This is a genomic window from Bacteroides sp. D2, assembly GCF_025147085.1.
Taxonomy (GTDB): Bacteria; Bacteroidota; Bacteroidia; order Bacteroidales; family Bacteroidaceae; genus Bacteroides.
The window spans coordinates 3132894-3150835 of record NZ_CP102261.1 but is presented as its reverse complement, the minus strand read 5'-3'; the positions used below and the strand labels follow the sequence as shown (position 1 = coordinate 3150835).

The following is a 17942-nucleotide window of genomic DNA, read 5'->3' as shown; positions in this document are numbered from 1 at the left end:
CTGGTTTTTCATTAGGTTTAAAGATAATCGTTCATTAGGTTTAGTTAAAGGTTAGTTAGTAGTTAGCTCCCTCACTGACTATTTAGACACAAGTCAGTGAGGGGGTTCAAAGAAAAGTTGATTTATGAAAAGCAAATTATTCCTGTATATATGTTGGCTGATAGCCATTACATTTAGTTTGCAACTGCAAGCGCAAAATAAAGTTTCTGTCCCCATGGAAGATGTCAACCAAGTGATTGACAACACGCTGGACAGCTTGAATAAAGCACGCACCTCTCGACCGGAAGCCGGTTCCAGCCGGAAAGGTAACAATCCGGTTCTGTTTCTAGTAGGTAACTCCACCATGCGTACCGGAACTTTAGGAAATGGCAACAACGGACAATGGGGATGGGGCTATTATGCAGGTGACTATTTCGACTCCAACCGGATTACTGTTGAGAATCATGCGTTGGGAGGTACCAGCAGCCGTACTTTCTATAATCGTCTTTGGCCGGATGTAATCAAAGGTGTACGCCCCGGAGATTGGGTTATCATCGAATTGGGACACAATGACAACGGTCCTTATGACAGTGGACGTGCCCGCGCCTCTATTCCGGGAACTGGCAAAGATACACTGAATGTAACCATCAAAGAAACCGGAGTAAAAGAAACCGTATATACATACGGGGAATATATGCGTCGTTTTATCCACGATGTAAAAGCAAAAGGTGCTCATCCGATCCTATTCTCGCTTACTCCCCGCAATGCTTGGGAAGATAAAGACAGCACCATCATCACACGTGTCAACAAGACTTTCGGATTGTGGGCAAAGCAAGTAGCCGAAGAACAGCATGTTCCTTTCATTGATTTGAATGATATCAGTGCCCGCAAATTCGAGAAGTTCGGCAAGAATAAGGTGAAATATATGTTCTACATCGACCGTATACACACAAGTGCTTTCGGTGCTAAAGTTAATGCGGAATCCGCTGCGGACGGAATACGTGCTTATGAGGGCCTGGAATTAGCCAATTATCTAAAGCCCATTGAGAAAGATACTGTAACAGGTTCCAGCCGTAAAGATGGACGTCCGGTATTGTTTACCATCGGAGACAGTACGGTCCGAAATGAGGATAAAGACAAAAATGGAATGTGGGGTTGGGGAAGCGTAATCGCCGACGAGTTCAATCTGAATAAAATATCTGTAGAAAACCGTGCCATGGCAGGACGCAGTGCCCGCACTTTCCTGGACGAAGGTCGTTGGGATAAGGTATATAATGCTTTGCAACCGGGAGACTTCGTTCTGATTCAGTTCGGACATAATGATGCAGGAGATATTAATGTAGGAAAGGCCCGTGCCGAATTACGTGGTTCCGGTGACGAGAGCAAAGTATTTTTAATGGAAAAGACCGGTAAGTATCAGGTTATTTATACGTTTGGCTGGTATCTTCGGAAGTTCATCATAGACGTTCAGGAGAAAGGCGCCATTCCCATCGTTCTAAGTCATACGCCACGCAACAAATGGAAAGATGGAAAGATAGAACGTAATACAGAATCTTTCGGCAAATGGACACGTGAAGCTGCCGAAGCCACCGGAGCTTACTTTATCGATCTGAATAAGATCAGTGCCGATAAACTTGAAAAGAAAGGTGTGAAGAAAGCTGCAGCTTACTACAATCACGACCATACACATACTTCTTTGAAAGGAGCGCACATGAACGCCAAAAGTATTGCGGAAGGGTTGAAAAAGAATGATTGCCCGCTAAAGAATTATTTAAAGTAAGAACGTAAAGGATAGAGTATACTACTTGTCCTATAATCTATTAATAGAAAAGTAACTCTTATCCCTTTGCAAACATCTTTTGGATTAGTACCAAAGGTTCATTTGCTTAAGAGTAAACTATAAATGCAAGTTCTGTTTTTAAAAATGCAAGCTTTGTTTTTATAATCAAAGGCTTCATTTATAAAAACAGAACTTGCGTTTATAGTTTATAATAAATTGATTGTAAGTTTGGTATTAAAGGAAAGGAAGTTTATCCTTAATGCGGAAGAACTTTGCTGTTAATAGATTAGGAAGTAACTAATGCTACTTTACACTATTTCAGTTATCCATTGGAATAACTTCCTGCATATAAATAGCGTCGAGACTCCAAAGGGCAGCATCATTCGTGCTGATGCTTGTACATTCATCTAATGGAGCCGGTACTTCCGGCGGAAGTATGGTCGTGATACGGAAAGAGGGTGCAGGTGTATGTTCCAAACGGGTGAATAAGTCTTTCCAGGCTTCTTCTGCCATTTGTCTATCACGCAGATGATAAGCCGCGTAAGCCATCAGGCGGGATATACGGAAACGGCTGTGACTAAGTTCCCATGCTTTCTTCTTGTAACATGCGGCATGGTCAAGCCAAGCATCTTTCCATTCGGGTATATCAATCATACGCATCATTTCATTTGCAATCTCAAATCCGCCCATGATGGTCATTAAATGGTTGGTTGTTTCCAGTTTAGGATCACATTCGGTTGTGACAATCCCTGTTGCCGGATCAAAGCCTAAAGCTTTTGGCCCGGTAAAGAGACGGTTAGGTAAGGCGGCAATGCTTTTCATTCCTGCTATGATTTTATCACGATACATTGTGTTGCCGGTGCGTTCCCATTCCGTCATCCAATTACCGGCATAGGCTAGCCAATCAGGACCGATACGCAAACGGGCGGGAGCAGTACAAGGATATTCACTGCGGGGTTGAGCCAGGCGCATAGGATCCAATTCATAGAGTTTGTGGTCAGAATCCTTTACTTCAGTCATTAAATCACCGCAACGTTCGTCCGTAGTAAGGTAATAGTAGAAACGATTCCAGGCGGCCTGACTGATTCGTGCTTCTTTTGCACCACAGCCCCAATGGCTTACGTTATGGCGACTGCCCAATCCGGCATTCGGACCGACGTGGTAAACGTCGACTTCACCCGTATGCCGGGTCATGGCTTCAGCCATACGCCAAATATCAATACGCCCGGTACGCAGGAAATTATACCACAGCCACATATTAGAAGCCAGTTCGGTATTGTCCCAGGCAAATCCTCCGACATCATAACGCCAAGTATGACGAACGGGGTCATAAGCATGCATCACATCACCGTAATTCCAGAAACCGTACCACTTGTTTTGTTCGATTGCTTTCTGATAGAAGTCAATATAAGCATCCAAGCGGTCTTCTACACAAGTACGGAATGGAGTGCTACGGTCAGGAAGGCTCCATATTCCGAAAGCCTGGCGGGCATGAAGATAATTCGGGGTTGGCATTAATAGACTAGGGTTAGAAAACTGTTTGGCATAGTCAGCAAAAGCCTTTTTCCCGGTATAACCACCTTGTGGGATAAGTGTAAATGTAGTTGTACGGGCAATGCCGTATGGCGTGCTCATACCTTCCTGGACATCTTCATAGCTGGCATTCAGGTCATGAGCTATACGATCATAATGCCGTAAATCCATAGGCTCGGACTCCGGACTCCACAACCAGGCGGTAAGGGTAGCTACCGGGGTTCGTGCGTCTGAAATCTCGATAGAAGAGGGATAAGACTGCCAAAAGTCATGCATACAAAGTCCTAATCCTCCGGTAATATCTCCGACAAAAATATATCCATCGCTACGTGTGCCGGAAAAGGTTCCTATCCAGGGATTATCGTTATTGGCGCGTTTACGAATGGAGAAAGCATCAGCAGTGAGTTGAGACAGACGGTAGTCATTCCATGAAGCCCAGTTACCGAGCAGAGAACGGTTCTTTTCATCGAAAAATTCATAAGGCGGAATACGTTTGCCTTCCATTTGCTGCTGTTGCAGAGAAGGTTCATCAGTCGGTATCAGTTTTGTATCATTCTTTTCATGACTGTTTTTCTTATTATCTGCCTTATTTAAAGTCAGCATGCGACGTCCTATCAATGGTTGCACCGGCTCGCTCCATACTCCTCCATCCGCACACGAGAAAGCAATATGACGATTATACAAAGCTTCACGCATAGGAACATCGAAACGAATACCTAAACTACGAATGAAATCTTTCTTCTGATCTCCGTCATAGACGAAGCTATGTACCATTTTGACCTGTTCACTACCACCATAAAAGTAGAGACGTACCACAAAAGGAAGCCATTCACGGTTATTCAGACTGTTTTCATCAGAGTGATTCACTTGGTTCCCTTTAGAGTGACTCACTTGGTTATTTTCAGCGTGACTCGTTTCAATCTCCCTATTCCTGTTCCGATGCACACCTTCCAACTTGACAAGCGCCCGTACAGAGCCGAAACGTTCAATGGTTACTGATTTTATTTCTCCTATGTAACGAGTAAAAGATATTTGAGATGTATTTTCCTGAATCGGCTCGCTTTGAGTACTACAAATAAGACGCGCTTTCTCTCCTACTTTAGTTCCTTTATAGAGCAGGCTATCCATCAGGAAATCTCCGCGCCGGGGAATAAATACAGAAAGTACGCCTGTTTCAATTTGAATATTTTCAGGCGTTTCAGTTATAGCAATAGAAGCATTAGGCTGTTTATTGATAGTTTTTACTTTCTGGGGGGCTTTTTCCAGTGTCAGTCTTCCTGTTCCGGCAGGAATGACTCCGGCAACTCCACTCCATTTCACGGAACCATCCGGCCAGTAAGCTAATGGCCAAGTGTCCACCGGTATTTCTTGATTTCTACTTGTTGTCAGCCGTAACGGAGTTGCAGGAAATACGTCGCCTTCATCAAAAGGAATTCCGAAGCTTACAGCTTTGTCCTGTTCAGGAGTATCGCCGATCCAATGTAAAGGGACAGTAGACGTTTGGTGAGGCGAATATTCATAGTGGAAATTTGTAATACGGGTACGTGATAGGGTGGTGCGAAAGCCGAACCATCCTTCTGTCAGAAGTTCGGCATCGCGGAAGTCCACCAGTCGCTTGCCGTCTATGTAATAACTAACCCTATTATTTTCATTTGTTATCTTAATGTGGTACCAGTGGTTCGCCTTGAGCAAATGTTCGGCATCCGTATATTCTTTTAGTATGGACGGGCGAAGTCCGGCTTCCATTATTGCCGCTTCATTACCGTCATAGCGGCGAAAGCGTGTGGTGGAATTATAATTTCCACCATATCCCATATAGTAGAGTTGCAGAGAGTAACAATTCTGAAAAATTCCGTTACGCCACTTCTCACGTTTCCAGATATTATCGGGATATTCAGGGTCCGAAGCCATCCAAAAGCAATTCAAATCGCTCAAGCGATCTCCTTCTCTTTCTACAACGACGCATGCGTCATATTCAATCGTTACCCGCCCGCTCATCTTTTCTTTTCGCCAGAGAGTAAGCCCTTTGGGAGAAACGATTTCGGCGGTATCACCGACAAATGTCACTTTATAATCGGGAGATTCCGACTCGATCTTCCAATACTTATGAAACTGGCGGGCGTTAAGACCGGAAACTTGATTGTCTTGTGCATTCATGTTCATTCCCAAAGTGATGAAAAGGAACAAAAGAGGAAATATGTTCTTCATACGTCAATAAGCTATGTCACTCTGCAAAAATAGGGAGAGCCAATCAATTAAGAAATAGAATATTATACATATATATGTCGATTCGTTCAAATATGAAAAAAGAACAACCCGGCAGTAGACCGGATTGCTCTTTTTCAACAAACTTATTTCAAATGAGCGGTTCCTCATTCAAAGGCCTTTTCATTCTGCCTTTTTCAAAGTTTCAGCACCTACATAGTAACCTAAATTAGTTCCCTGATTATATCCCATATTCTGCATAGCTTGAGACATATCGTAATTATGATCGGTCATCAGGTGAGGAAGACGGAATTCAGTAGGATGGTTGGTAGAGAATATGTAAAGGGATTTACCATCACTTGAACCTAAAATCACCTCTTCACGATAATCACCCAAGAAGTCGCCATAATAACAAGGATTATACTTAGTACTATGATTACCATCATTACTACCATAAGCACCGAAATAGACCAAACGAGTTTTATTCGTCTTGTTTACATCCGGATTTTCCTTATAGCTCACGATACAAGCACGATCTAACATTTCCCGGGTAGGTTGTCCGCTCCAATAGATAGCTACATTATACATAATTCCACTACCAATGCCGGTGGGATACGTACTGGAAACCAATCTACCGTCACCGCAACTATATACTCCCGAATTCAAAGAAGACCAGTACTCAAAGTTCGGACTATCCGGGTCAATATCTGCCACAATACAACGACCGACATCAGTAGTCGAACCCGCTCCGTGCCCCGTAATCAAGCTACCGTCTCTTGCGTCAATCACCTGACATGCATAACCATGTCCCTGCCCATTATAATTACTTGGTTCTTCAAATGAAGCAACAATCTGCAATCCCGAACGATCCTTTATAAATTTACCTACATACAAACAGTCTCCGTGGCCGTTCCCTGTACACCACAATTCACTTCCATCATCATCAATAGCAGCCGAGCCATACAATATTTCATCTTTACCATCACCATCCAAATCGGCTACACGAAAACAATGTGAGCACATTCCCAACCATTTAGATGAATGGTCTTTCGTATCAAACTTCCAACGTGGAACAAGTTCACTTCCCCTTAGGTCAAGTGCCCATACCTGCCAGTTATGATAGATACCTCTACTGATAATTAAACTAGGATTACTAGTCCTCATTCCAGTTGTTTCATCCGGAATACCATCCAAATATGCGACCCCAATAAAGAAACGGTCCATACGGTTTCCGAAATCATCTCCCCAATATTCACTCCAATATTTGGCACGTGAAGTTTTTGAACCTTCTCCGCCACGCGGAATATTATCTATACGGGTTATTTCACGTCCATCATATCCCCTGCAAATAGAAATATATTCAGGACCTTCCAATATCAAGCCACAAGTGGTAGCCGTAGAGGCATCATTCGGATCACGCTGGATAGCCGCCCCGGAATACCAGCCCTTGGCATCCGACTGACGAATACGATAATCATTCACTTTACCATAAGCATCGGTAATAATCTTTCCATCAGCAAATTTCGTCCCTTCAGAAGAGCGGAACGCAATCTCACACAAGCCGTCACCATCAAAGTCATACAAGATGTAAGAAGTATAGTGCGAACCCGAACGGATATTAATACCCATATCTATCTGCCATAAAAAAGTACCATCCATCTTATATGCTTCCAACAAGGTGGTACCATTAAACCACACTCCTTGATTCGCACCATCATAAGGCTCTCTCTTCACCACGATTTCCAGTTCACCGTCACCATCCAGATCACCGACCTGTATATCGTCGGGTGAGTATGTTACCGATGCGTCGGGTACGTTCATGTTCAACGAGATTTCACGATAAAACTTCGTAGCCATCTCGGGAGCAAAAGTAAAATCACAAAGAGTTTCTGTCTGATTGGTGAGAGTGACACGATATATATTCGTTTTCGTTACATCAATATCAGCGTCAAACCAGGAGGTAGTACTCGCTATCGGATTTTCATTCAATTTTTCTTCCGCCCCGCCATCTACCGACTTATAAATATCGAACGCAACATTAGACGGATCAGTCTTCAACAATCTCCAACTAATCAATGCGGATGATATGCCGGAAGAGTTATTGGTGTCAGCATTTGGTGTCGGGTCGTAACTAACCCACATTGCACGGCTACCTGTTATAACTTCAGTAGGCAGAGGCGGCAACTCCTCTTCCGTCTGGTTTCCATTATTTACTTCAACAACGGGATCATTGTCCGAACAGGCAGTTACAGCCAACAAACCGAATAATCCCCATAGTATATAATATTTCTTCATTTCTCCGTTTTTTATTCTATAAATATCTGTTTCATATAAGTATCCTATTCTCTTTTCGAAATCCGGAGATGGGTTACCATCCCGGATTCTGCATTAGATTAGGATTCTTCGACCTTTCACTTTGAGGGATCGGAAAGAGATACATTTTGTCATCCCACTGACGATTGACTGTCTTGCGGATATATGTATATGTATCTGCATTCTTTGAAATTTTCATCTCCGTTATGCTTTTGAAGTGTTTGTCCCCTTCTTTCCAACGGCGCACATCCCAAAAGCGGTGTCCCTCGAAAGCCAATTCTACCATACGCTCATTCTGATATTTCTTCCAGAAAGCATCATTAGCCATACCGGTAGGGAATCCTGGCATCTTTGCACGGTCACGGACTTTCTTGACAGCAGCGGCAGCAGACATTGTAAACTCATCCGTAGTAATATCAGCAGCTTTTTCATGACCACTCAATTCCAAATATTTGAACAGCGCTTCCGCATAGTTTAAATAGAACTCACCCAAACGGAACGTAATCCATGTGTGGTATGTTGTAGATGCGGTACTAGAACGTAAATCGACAGCCGTCTGACAATATTTCTTCAAATAATAACTTGTTGGTGTACCGCCACTCAAAGGTTCTGCGTTCACTCCTCCCTGATAAGTCTGCAAAGGAGTAGTATTCCAGTTCGGCCATTTTTCATCTCCATTCTTGGCAATAGTAAGATAGAAACGGGGATCCCGTCCTTCATAATACGGCTGGCTGGAATCATAATCAGCCGTTTCATCCGGCCGTAGTCCCGTAGCCTGCATTTCATAGGCATCTACCAATGTTTGAGTAGGACAGTTACCACCCTTACAATTCTCCAACCCAATAGGAAAGTTATATCCTTCAAAAGAGTTAGTGGTTCGTGTAGCGCGACGACCGAAAATCAGTTCATCAAGAGCATCGGAGTAACTGCTCGCACTCCATAATGCAGAATAATCATCTATCAGCTTCATCTTCGCTGCTTCACAATTGTCAATCAGCTCCTTATTAGCCGTGGCGGCACGATGCCACAATTCTACATCATTATTAGTATTAAACAAAGGACTTGCAGCATACAAAGCTGCGCGTGCCTTCAAAGCCAGAACCGCTCTTTTATTGGCACGTCCTGTTTCAAGTGATTCACCGGAAGGAGCCATATCCCCCAGTTTACCATAATCCTCGACAATCAAATCCTTAATCGCATCACATTCAGAGATTACATAATCAAAAATTTCTTCTGCCGGACGACGTTCCAAAGAATTAACCTCGCCAGTCGTCAATACATGATCGGTAAAAGGGACAGCTCCATACTGTCGTGCCAGATAGAAATAATAGTATGCACGCAGGAAGCGGACTTCATATTGGTAATTGTTATAACGGAACATTTCCTGCTTATAATCCGAGATTAATTCATAATCGGAAAAAGTCAATCCCGTAAATTCATCCAAATAAAGGTTGCAGTTTGCTATTTGTGTATAGCAAGTAGTCCACATACTACTTTTAGCATTGGTCGGACTCCACGAACCATTATAAAAATCTTCGATTTGGTTGCCCGAATAAGCATATTCCGATTCATCGGTTGCCGATCCTAAAATCGCTCCGCTATAGTTGCCGAAATCGGTGTCCAGTCCCAAGTAGATATTGGCGACCAGTCCGCCCACATCTCCGAAGGTACGTTTTACATAATCCGCATCATAATTACTATATTCTTTATACTCCATCTGATCCGCGCAGGAAAAGAGGAAAAAGCAACTCAAGACACCATATATTAATTTATTCAGTTTCATTCTTTCGCTTTGTTTTTCATGATTAAAAACCAATTGTCAAACCGACTATCACGCTTTTATTCAGCGGATTTGTCGCACCATAAGATTCAGGATCCGCCACGTCAATCTTGTCGAAACAAAGTAAATCTACTCCGCGAACATACAATTTGGCACTACCCAGTATTTTTGTCTTCTGCAACAGAGCTTTCGGGAATTTGTAATATACCTCCAAGTTACGCAGTTTCAAGAATGAACGGTCGGCAAGCCAGATTGTATTGGTCTGGTAGTTGTTGGCATTACTCTGTGAACTCAAACGGGGATATTTGGCATTCTGATTTTCCGGTGTCCAACGATTCTCATAATAATGATTAGAGAGAGTCGTATTGTTAATCAACGGCCAAAACATACTCTTCGTATTCAGCACTGCGGAATAATTGGCAGTCCCCTGAAACATGGCATCAAAGCCTAGTCCTTTCCATTCAGCTCCCAAATGGAATGAGTAATATATTTCCGGTGCGGCGGTACTGTAACCGATAGCAGTCTGGTCATTAGAATCAATGATACCGTCACCATTTACATCCCTATATTTGATGTCACCCGGTACTACCGTACTGAAATTTTGTGTAGGACTGTCCGCAATATCCTTTTCATCTTTAAAGAAACCTTCGGCTATCAAGCCATATACCTGATTCAGGCGATTACCTGTCTGCACCAGGTTATTGTATATACGGGGCTCTTCCAGTTGTTCTTTGATTTCATTCCGGTTCCACGCTAAATTTCCGCCGACATTGAATACAACATCACCCATCCGTTTTGTATAGTCCAATCCAATTTCAGTACCCCAACTATCTACGATACCGGCATTTTCGAATGGAGCATCCATACCCAATACTTCTGAATACTGTCCGGAGGAAGCTACCCAAATATCTTTTCGTCTCTGATAATAACCGTCTACCGTCAGATTCAATCCTTTAAACAAAGTAGCATCAATACCTACATTATACTTGAACGCTTTTTCATGAGTAGAATTAGCTGTTGCCAGACGACTGATATATGTACTTCCGAATGCAGAACCATATCCCTCGTCAAAACGGTACATCGTACCGGTAGTCGTGTAAATCTGATCCCAGTAATTATTTATCGTAGTACTTCCGTCTTTAGGTAAATAATCAGCATTGATAACACCAAACGATGCACGCAATTTCAGGAAATCAATCCACGAAACATCTTTCAAGAAATCTTCTTCCGAAAGCACCCATGCAGCGGAAACAGTTGGTGAAAAAGCCCATTTATGTCCCGGAGCCAACAAGCTGGATTGCGAACCAACCAATGCAAGGTCAAGATAATAGCGCTTATCGTACCCCAAATGAGTGTACCAGGAAACATTCTGACGATAGATAGTGGTATTCAAGCCGTAAGTGTCGCGATATTCATAATCCCATTTCAACTGGGAATATACATCATATTTTCCAAAGGAACGTCCATAATCCAGGCTTCCGGCAAAATTGAACTGACGTGCCCAATCGTTCGTATTGGCGTCTTTCAACATTTCACCAGGAGCACCTCCGGAAATGTAAGTATAGAATGGACCGTTATCCGACCAGCTCGTGGTATATCCACCGTAAGCATACGTCTTACTGTGATTCTCCCAAATAGAAGAATAGTTGTCATACGATAAACGGAAGTTTGCCCCTAAACCTTTCAGGAAACCGGATAAGTCTTGTGACAAAGTCAGGTCGGCATATAAATTACGGGTATGCCCTTTACTATAGGCGGCTCCCTGTGACTGTGCTACAGGATTCGATGTCCCTGCCCATGTAGTACTTCCTCCCCATGTCCCGTCTTCCAGTTTCACAGGAAAAGCTGCAGACGGCAATGAGTAAATCATATCCCACAAATCAACAGAGTTACCGGGACGGCTGGATTCCGACAATGTACCAAGAATGTTCAATTTCAATTTGGTTGTACTTGTGAGGTCAATATCCAGATTCGTACGCAAATTGGCTCTCGAGTATTTATTCTGTGTAGAATAGCCGTCATTCTCATTCGGACTTTTCACAAATCCCTTGTCAGTCAACAAACCGACCATTGTATAATAACGGAACTTGGAACCGCCACCACGAAATTCAATCGTATATTTATTAGAAATACCTGTATCTTTAAAAGTCTCGTCCATCCAGTTGACATTAGGATAGATATAAGGATATAGATGAGAAGCACCACCATTACCCGCACCATAACGGAAAGCATCTACCTCTTCGGGAGTGTAACGAGCGCTTAACCCTTCATAACCGCGTGCTTCATTCACTGCTTCGGCATAGGTAGCGGCATCTACAAATTTAGGACGACGCGACTGGAAATTCGTCACATGATCGTAAGTGAATGTAATCTCCTTGGCATTGTATTTTCCACGCTTGGTTGTAATCAATATGGCACCGTTTATACCTTTATATCCATACAACGCAACAGCAGCCGCATCTTTTAATATAGAAACGGACTCCACTTCTTCAGGAGTTACCAGACTCATGTCGCGTTCCAATCCGTCCACTAAAACTAAAGGCGAACTGCTTGACAAGCTTTGCAAACCACGCACATAAAAGGTCGGTTCTACTGATGCATAATTACCAGCATTCTGTAAGGTTGTCAACCCCGCCCCTTGTCCGAACAACGAGTTAGATACATTCTTAGAAGCCCGTTTATTGAAGTCCTCGTTATAAACCGTAGAAACAGCAGCGGTCGATTCGTGACGACTGAACGTCCGGTTGGCACCCACGTCAATCGCTTGCCCTGCATAATCCATCCGAATCGTCATCGTCTTTCCGGCTGCCGCCTCAACAATAGCCGAGCCTTTGTCAACCGTCACAACCTGTAAATTCTTTCCCGCTTCAGCGGCTATCTCAAACTTACCATCCTTATCGGTTTCCACCCTGTTGTCCGGTGCATCTACCACATAGACAGATGCTCCATATACAGGATTTCCCCATTTATCAACAACAACACCTGTTATGTTGCCATTGTCCGTATTCTGTGCTCCGACCGGAATGCAAAGACAAGCCAGTAAAGCCAGTATCAGAATTTTATTTTTTCTCATATTATTATTCTAATATCGTTTAACTATGTTTCCTTGTCGCATCACCAGCCCGGATTCTGAACTAACCCATATCCCTTGTTGATTTCAGCCAACGGGAACGGAGAAAGATACCACTTCGAATCAAACCCATGAGTCCACCAATGACGTACAGGATTCTTCAACTCAAACGGTACATATTCAAAATTAACAGGCTGCAAAGCACCACCGAGCTTACTATTACTACCTGTACCGTCTCTCCATGCTGTAAGAATACGGCTGCCATCTTCTCCCAAACGATAAATCAACAGACCATGCAATCTTTTCTCGAAACGATCCGCACGTTTGTAGCGTACCAAATCAAAGAAGCGGGAATCTTCCATGCCCAACTCACAAGCACGCTCACGAAGAATTTCCTCCAACAAAGCATCTTTATCTGTCAATAAGTTCTTATCAGGATTGCACTCTACCAAACCAAGTAATCCAACACGGCTACGTACAATGTTAACTTGTTCTATTGCCCCCCGTGCATCATTATTTGCCTGAAGCAAAGCTTCCGCATAAGTCAGATAAATATCAGAAAGGCGAAGAGCTACCCACTGCGTATATTGACGCAAGTAATCATTATCTCCTAAATAATATTTCATATTGTCATATCCGGTAGCATACCTCATCGTTTCATTCTGTGAATTTGTTCCGGCATGAGTTCCACCTACCCAAAGTTCATAAGGATCTCCGCCCATGCTAACCGAACTCCAACCTAAATTTCCGGGCAGTCCATTTACAATCACTGATTCATACAAACGAGGGTCACGAGTCAGCACTATATCAGAAAGCATCTGTTCGCCCGGTTTAAAAGTTCCAGTCAGGAACATTTCATCCAACTTACCTTCAGATTTCGTCTTTTCCCAGTCGAAAGGAGTACCGTCACTCCATGGGAACATTTCTACATATTCTTGTGTAGGGGTGTACGAATTACGTCCGTTATCACTCCATGAATGCCAACAATAGGTACTTGAGTTAAACGCATCAGTAGTAGTGACACGAACAGAATGTAACACTTCAGGGCTATCCAGTTTGATATATCCCATACGATATGCATAACGATATTCGGCCGGTGTAGGATTAGTGCCGGAAGCAGTATTCAGCCGGTAAGTTCCATTGGCATCCACTGCCTTAAAGAATTCCTCACAAGCTTTCAAGCAGTTGTCCCACAAGTCAGAACGATAACTTCCATACCACACCAAATTCTGCCGTTCAGCTTCAGATCCACCACCGGCAAAGCCTTGATTGGCATTGAATAATGGCGAAGCAGCAAACTGCCATATCTTACATTTTAAAGCCATTGCTCCAGCCTTTGTCCAGTGTCCGGTTTCGGTAGTAGCATCTGCTCCGGTATATGCCCATTCCAGTCCGCCGGAATTAATGGCATCATCCAATAAGCTAATCATATAATTCACCGTTCCTTCTACTGTGGCACGCGGCATACTATAGCTAGATTCTGTTCCTGTAAACGAGGCATAAACCAATGGCAGTCCACCGTAGTGACGGAACATATCGAAATAACGGGAAGCTATCAAACACTTGGCTTCCGCCACTAATTTCCTTTTTTCCGTATCATCCATCCCCGGCACCCGATCTATATTTTCTATAAGCAACCAGCACCAACGCACTACTTGCCATACCATCTCCCGGGTATAACCAAACACGTCACCACGAAGGTCATAATTAGAAGTATGCGAACCGCTATAATAGCTACCGTAAATGGTAGTAGAAGTATAATGAAGCTGCCAGCAGTCTGTCAATGCTTCAAATTTACCCAGATAAGGGTTCGACGAATCCGGCAGATCCCCGGACGAATCATTGACATATGGCAGCCCGTAATACTGACGACTATAGCAAGTATTCAAAAACTGCCGTGTATATGCGGCACTGTTGAAAACCGTATCAATAGTGGCAGAACCACCCGGAGCTTTATCCAGAAAGGCATTTCCGAATTTTATTTCATCCACGCAGGAAGTTGAAGCAAGACTGACAGCCACTCCCATCACTGCACCGGTAAGCCATTTATATTTTTGTTTCATTCTATTTTTCCTTTCAAAATGATTAGAATCCTAATTTCAAGCTTAATGTATAAGTTTTAGTCAACGGATAAGAAGGCGCATTACTTGCCGTCGCTTCCGGATCGCCCCACAGATAAGGGGTAAATGTCAGCAGATTATATCCGCTGAATGCCAGTTGGCAGGTAGTCAGTCCCAGTTTCTTCATCAATGGGAACTGGAAATTGTATGCCACCTGAAGAGTCTTCAATCGCAAATATTTGGAATCCTTCTCAAACAAAGTGGAAGTTGCGTAATTATTTGTGGCATTCACCTGTGTGGCACGCGGATATTCTGCACTCTGTGACGGATTTTCCGGTGTCCAAGTATTAGCTAAATGATAAGCCAGCAACCCTCCTGCCGTATTACCCGAAGAAGAAACGAACGGCTGACGGAACACATCCGAAATCATACGGCTTACATTCCATGCTCCTGTCCATTGTGTACTAAGCTCCCAGTTTTTCCACGCAAAACCAAAATTAAGACCAACCATATATTCCGGGTCGTCCGTAAATCCATAATCATAACTCATGTCATTCCCGTCGATAGTACGGTCACCGTTCAAGTCTACATAAACGGCATCTCCATTCTGAAGGGTTACCGAATGTGTCGGGAACGGACGATTAAACGTTTTCTGGTACAACTCGGGAGTTTGCTCGTCATAATAACGCCAAAATACATACTGACTGCGGGCACCGATACGATGACCTTGTTGATATTGATAACCATAGTCTTTGGGCGACTCCTTCATTTCTAATATTTCATTCTGATTATAAGAGAGGTTTATCCCTGCCCAATAACGGAAATTCTTGCCTATCTTGTCATTCCATTTCAATGAAAGTTCCCATCCCCAGTTATTCACCTCTCCAAGATTGGAATAAGGTGTGGTGAAACCAAGCATTCCCGGAGCAGTGCCGTCTCGTACCAAAATATCCCAACGATGTTCGCGATAATACTCGAAGGTAGTCGACAAACGGTCATCAAAAAAGTTTATATCAATACCATAGTTGCGCTTGAAAGCTTTTTCCCACGAGACATCCGGATTGTTCTTCGCCAATTCACGCGCTCCCATGCTGACAGTGCCAAGATCGACACCATAAACATATCCCCAGGCATTCGCATTGTCACTGCTGTTCGGAATACGATTGGCAAGATTATTCAGATTTACATTATAAGGGTCGGCTGTATACATAAAACGTTCCCCTCCAATCTTGTCATTACCTACCAAACCTAGACTGGCACGTAATTTCAGAAAGCTGACATAAGGTTTCAATGATTTAAACCATTTTTCCTCACTCATAATCCATCCTACGGAACCTGCCGGAAAAGGAGCGAAACGCTTGTCAGGCGCAAAGTTCTCAGAACCGTTATAACCGATATTGAATTCTGCCATATAGCGGTTCTTCCAGTCATAAGTGACACGCCCTACCAAACCTACATATCCTCTGGGAATATCACTATAGGTTCCTGCAACATAATAAGACTTCGACTGGTTATAAAGCAATAAGGCACCTACGCTATGATTGCCAAAAGTACGGTTGTAGTTGAATCCCGCTTCCATATACCAGTCACGAGCTTTTCCAGTACCACTGCTATAGCTTACATCCGTATACTTACTGCCGTCAATCGGTTTGAGTCCGACAGTCCCGTCACTCAAATATGCTGGATTGTAAGTCATTTCCGTTCCTCCCGATGCATATTTATAGACTGTAAATGAACTGTTATAAGAACCTTTCAGTTTAAATGTCAATCCCTTGGTCAGGAAATCCAGTTTCTGATCCAAGATCAAGTCGGCATTCAATGAGTTATTGCTGGTTTGAGTACTACCGCCACCGTAATAAGAAAACGGATCGGTATCTCCCACGAAAGGCAACTGCAAACCATCATCATATGTTTCAGCAGTAGTATAAACTAACTTATCATCCACAAACCCTGCACTTTTGAACGGAGTAGAATAATAGATGTTCTTCACCATCCCCGATGAGCCCTGGCTCGTGCGCGGCTTATCTGAAGAATTTACATTACCGCTGATATTAAATGACAACATGGTTGTTTTAGTAACATCTATATCCAAATTACTACGGTAATTAAACCGGCGGTACTGATAGCTGATATTATACGGTAAGCTGAACTCATTGAACAAACCACCTTGTGTATAAGCACCTGCTGAAATAAAGTAACGCACTTTATCTGTTCCTCCCGAAATATTCATATTATGCTGACTCTGTAAAGTGGCATCTCCCATAATATAATCCGTCCACTGAATACTTGGAAAACGAATGGGATCGGAACCGTCCCTGAATTTCTGAATGACTGCATCACTAAACACTTGCTCCACTCCGTCATTCTTATTCATAGCATTATAAAACGTAGCATATTGATATGAATTAGCCTGTTCAATCATTTTTGTCGGTGCCAGAATAGAAGCGGAAGTGGTAAAGGATATTTTTGCCTTACCTTCCTTACCACGCTTGGTAGTAATCAACACAACACCATTAGCACCACGTACACCGAATACAGCTGTAGCCGAAGCATCTTTCAATATTGTTATAGATTCTATTTCATTAGGGTCAACTTCGTTCATATTACGTTCCACACCATCCACCTGTATCAACGGTGACGCGCCATCTTTAGTGAACGTCGCTTTACCACGAATAAAGATATTCGCCGCATCCGAACCGGGCTCTCCTGAATACTGGACGGTAGTTAGACCTGTCATCTGACCTCCCAATACATTGGATACCGAACCAACAGAAGTACGAGTCAAAGCTTCACTTTTTACGCTCGCAATCGCACCGGTCATCGTTATTTTCTTCTGTACACCATAAGCGACAATCTCTACTTCCTGCAAAGCTGTTGCATCCTCCGCTAGTACAACACGCATATCATTTTTTGCCGTTACAGTCTGATCCGAGTAACCGATAAAAGATATTCTCAATTTTGTACCGGGACTCACGTTCAGTCTGAATACACCGTCAATATCGGTAATGGTACCTACAGAAGTACCCTGAGCAACCACATTTGCACCGATAACCGGCTCGCCTTGAGTATCTACCACCGTTCCTTTTATAACACCCTTTTGTTGCACGACATCAATGGCTGCCGAAGCCGGCTGAAATCCTAGTGCAGGAGCTAAAGTAACCATGGAGAAAAACAAAGCAACAGGCAAAGCAGTCCCTTTTATAAAGTTTTTCTTATTCATAT

General features: G+C 43.2%; 7 protein-coding genes. 1 reads left to right on the top strand and 6 read right to left on the bottom strand.

What is annotated here, in order from left to right:
- The first annotated feature begins 124 nt into the window (after positions 1-124).
- Positions 125-1759: a rhamnogalacturonan acetylesterase gene (locus NQ505_RS10895; protein WP_032853808.1), complete on the top strand. Its 1635-nt coding sequence runs from the start codon at positions 125-127 to the stop codon at positions 1757-1759.
- Between the two features lie 318 nt (positions 1760-2077).
- On the opposite strand, the gene NQ505_RS10890 is transcribed toward NQ505_RS10895, so the two are convergent.
- From NQ505_RS10890 to NQ505_RS10865, 6 genes are all read right to left on the bottom strand, one after another.
- On the bottom strand, positions 2078-5500 hold the full coding sequence (locus NQ505_RS10890; RefSeq protein ID WP_009000454.1) for a DUF6250 domain-containing protein: 3423 nt from the start codon (positions 5498-5500) through the stop codon (positions 2078-2080).
- Between the two features lie 180 nt (positions 5501-5680).
- Positions 5681-7792, bottom strand: a complete 2112-nt coding sequence (locus NQ505_RS10885; RefSeq protein ID WP_009000453.1) for a hypothetical protein — start codon at positions 7790-7792, stop codon at positions 5681-5683.
- Between the two features lie 73 nt (positions 7793-7865).
- Entirely contained in the window at positions 7866-9593 is a 1728-nt protein-coding gene (locus NQ505_RS10880) for a RagB/SusD family nutrient uptake outer membrane protein (protein WP_009000452.1), read from the bottom strand.
- A 22-nt stretch (positions 9594-9615) separates the two neighbouring features.
- Positions 9616-12663: a SusC/RagA family TonB-linked outer membrane protein gene (locus NQ505_RS10875; protein ID WP_009000451.1), complete on the bottom strand. Its 3048-nt coding sequence runs from the start codon at positions 12661-12663 to the stop codon at positions 9616-9618.
- 41 nt (positions 12664-12704) lie between these two features.
- A complete protein-coding gene (locus NQ505_RS10870; protein WP_009000450.1) occupies positions 12705-14723 on the bottom strand; it encodes a RagB/SusD family nutrient uptake outer membrane protein in 2019 nt (672 codons plus the stop codon).
- Between the two features lie 22 nt (positions 14724-14745).
- On the bottom strand, positions 14746-17940 hold the full coding sequence (locus NQ505_RS10865; protein WP_009000449.1) for a SusC/RagA family TonB-linked outer membrane protein: 3195 nt from the start codon (positions 17938-17940) through the stop codon (positions 14746-14748).
- Positions 17941-17942 lie beyond the last annotated feature (2 nt).

Bases quoted from the DNA above. Each gene is read 5' to 3' on its own strand.
- NQ505_RS10895 (WP_032853808.1), top strand. From the start codon at position 125: ATGAAAAGCAAATTATTCCTGTATATATGTTGGCTGATAGCCATTACA.
- NQ505_RS10890 (WP_009000454.1), bottom strand. From the start codon at position 5,500: ATGAAGAACATATTTCCTCTTTTGTTCCTTTTCATCACTTTGGGAATG.
- NQ505_RS10885 (WP_009000453.1), bottom strand. From the start codon at position 7,792: ATGAAGAAATATTATATACTATGGGGATTATTCGGTTTGTTGGCTGTA.
- NQ505_RS10880 (WP_009000452.1), bottom strand. From the start codon at position 9,593: ATGAAACTGAATAAATTAATATATGGTGTCTTGAGTTGCTTTTTCCTC.
- NQ505_RS10875 (WP_009000451.1), bottom strand. From the start codon at position 12,663: ATGAGAAAAAATAAAATTCTGATACTGGCTTTACTGGCTTGTCTTTGC.
- NQ505_RS10870 (WP_009000450.1), bottom strand. From the start codon at position 14,723: ATGAAACAAAAATATAAATGGCTTACCGGTGCAGTGATGGGAGTGGCT.
- NQ505_RS10865 (WP_009000449.1), bottom strand. From the start codon at position 17,940: ATGAATAAGAAAAACTTTATAAAAGGGACTGCTTTGCCTGTTGCTTTG.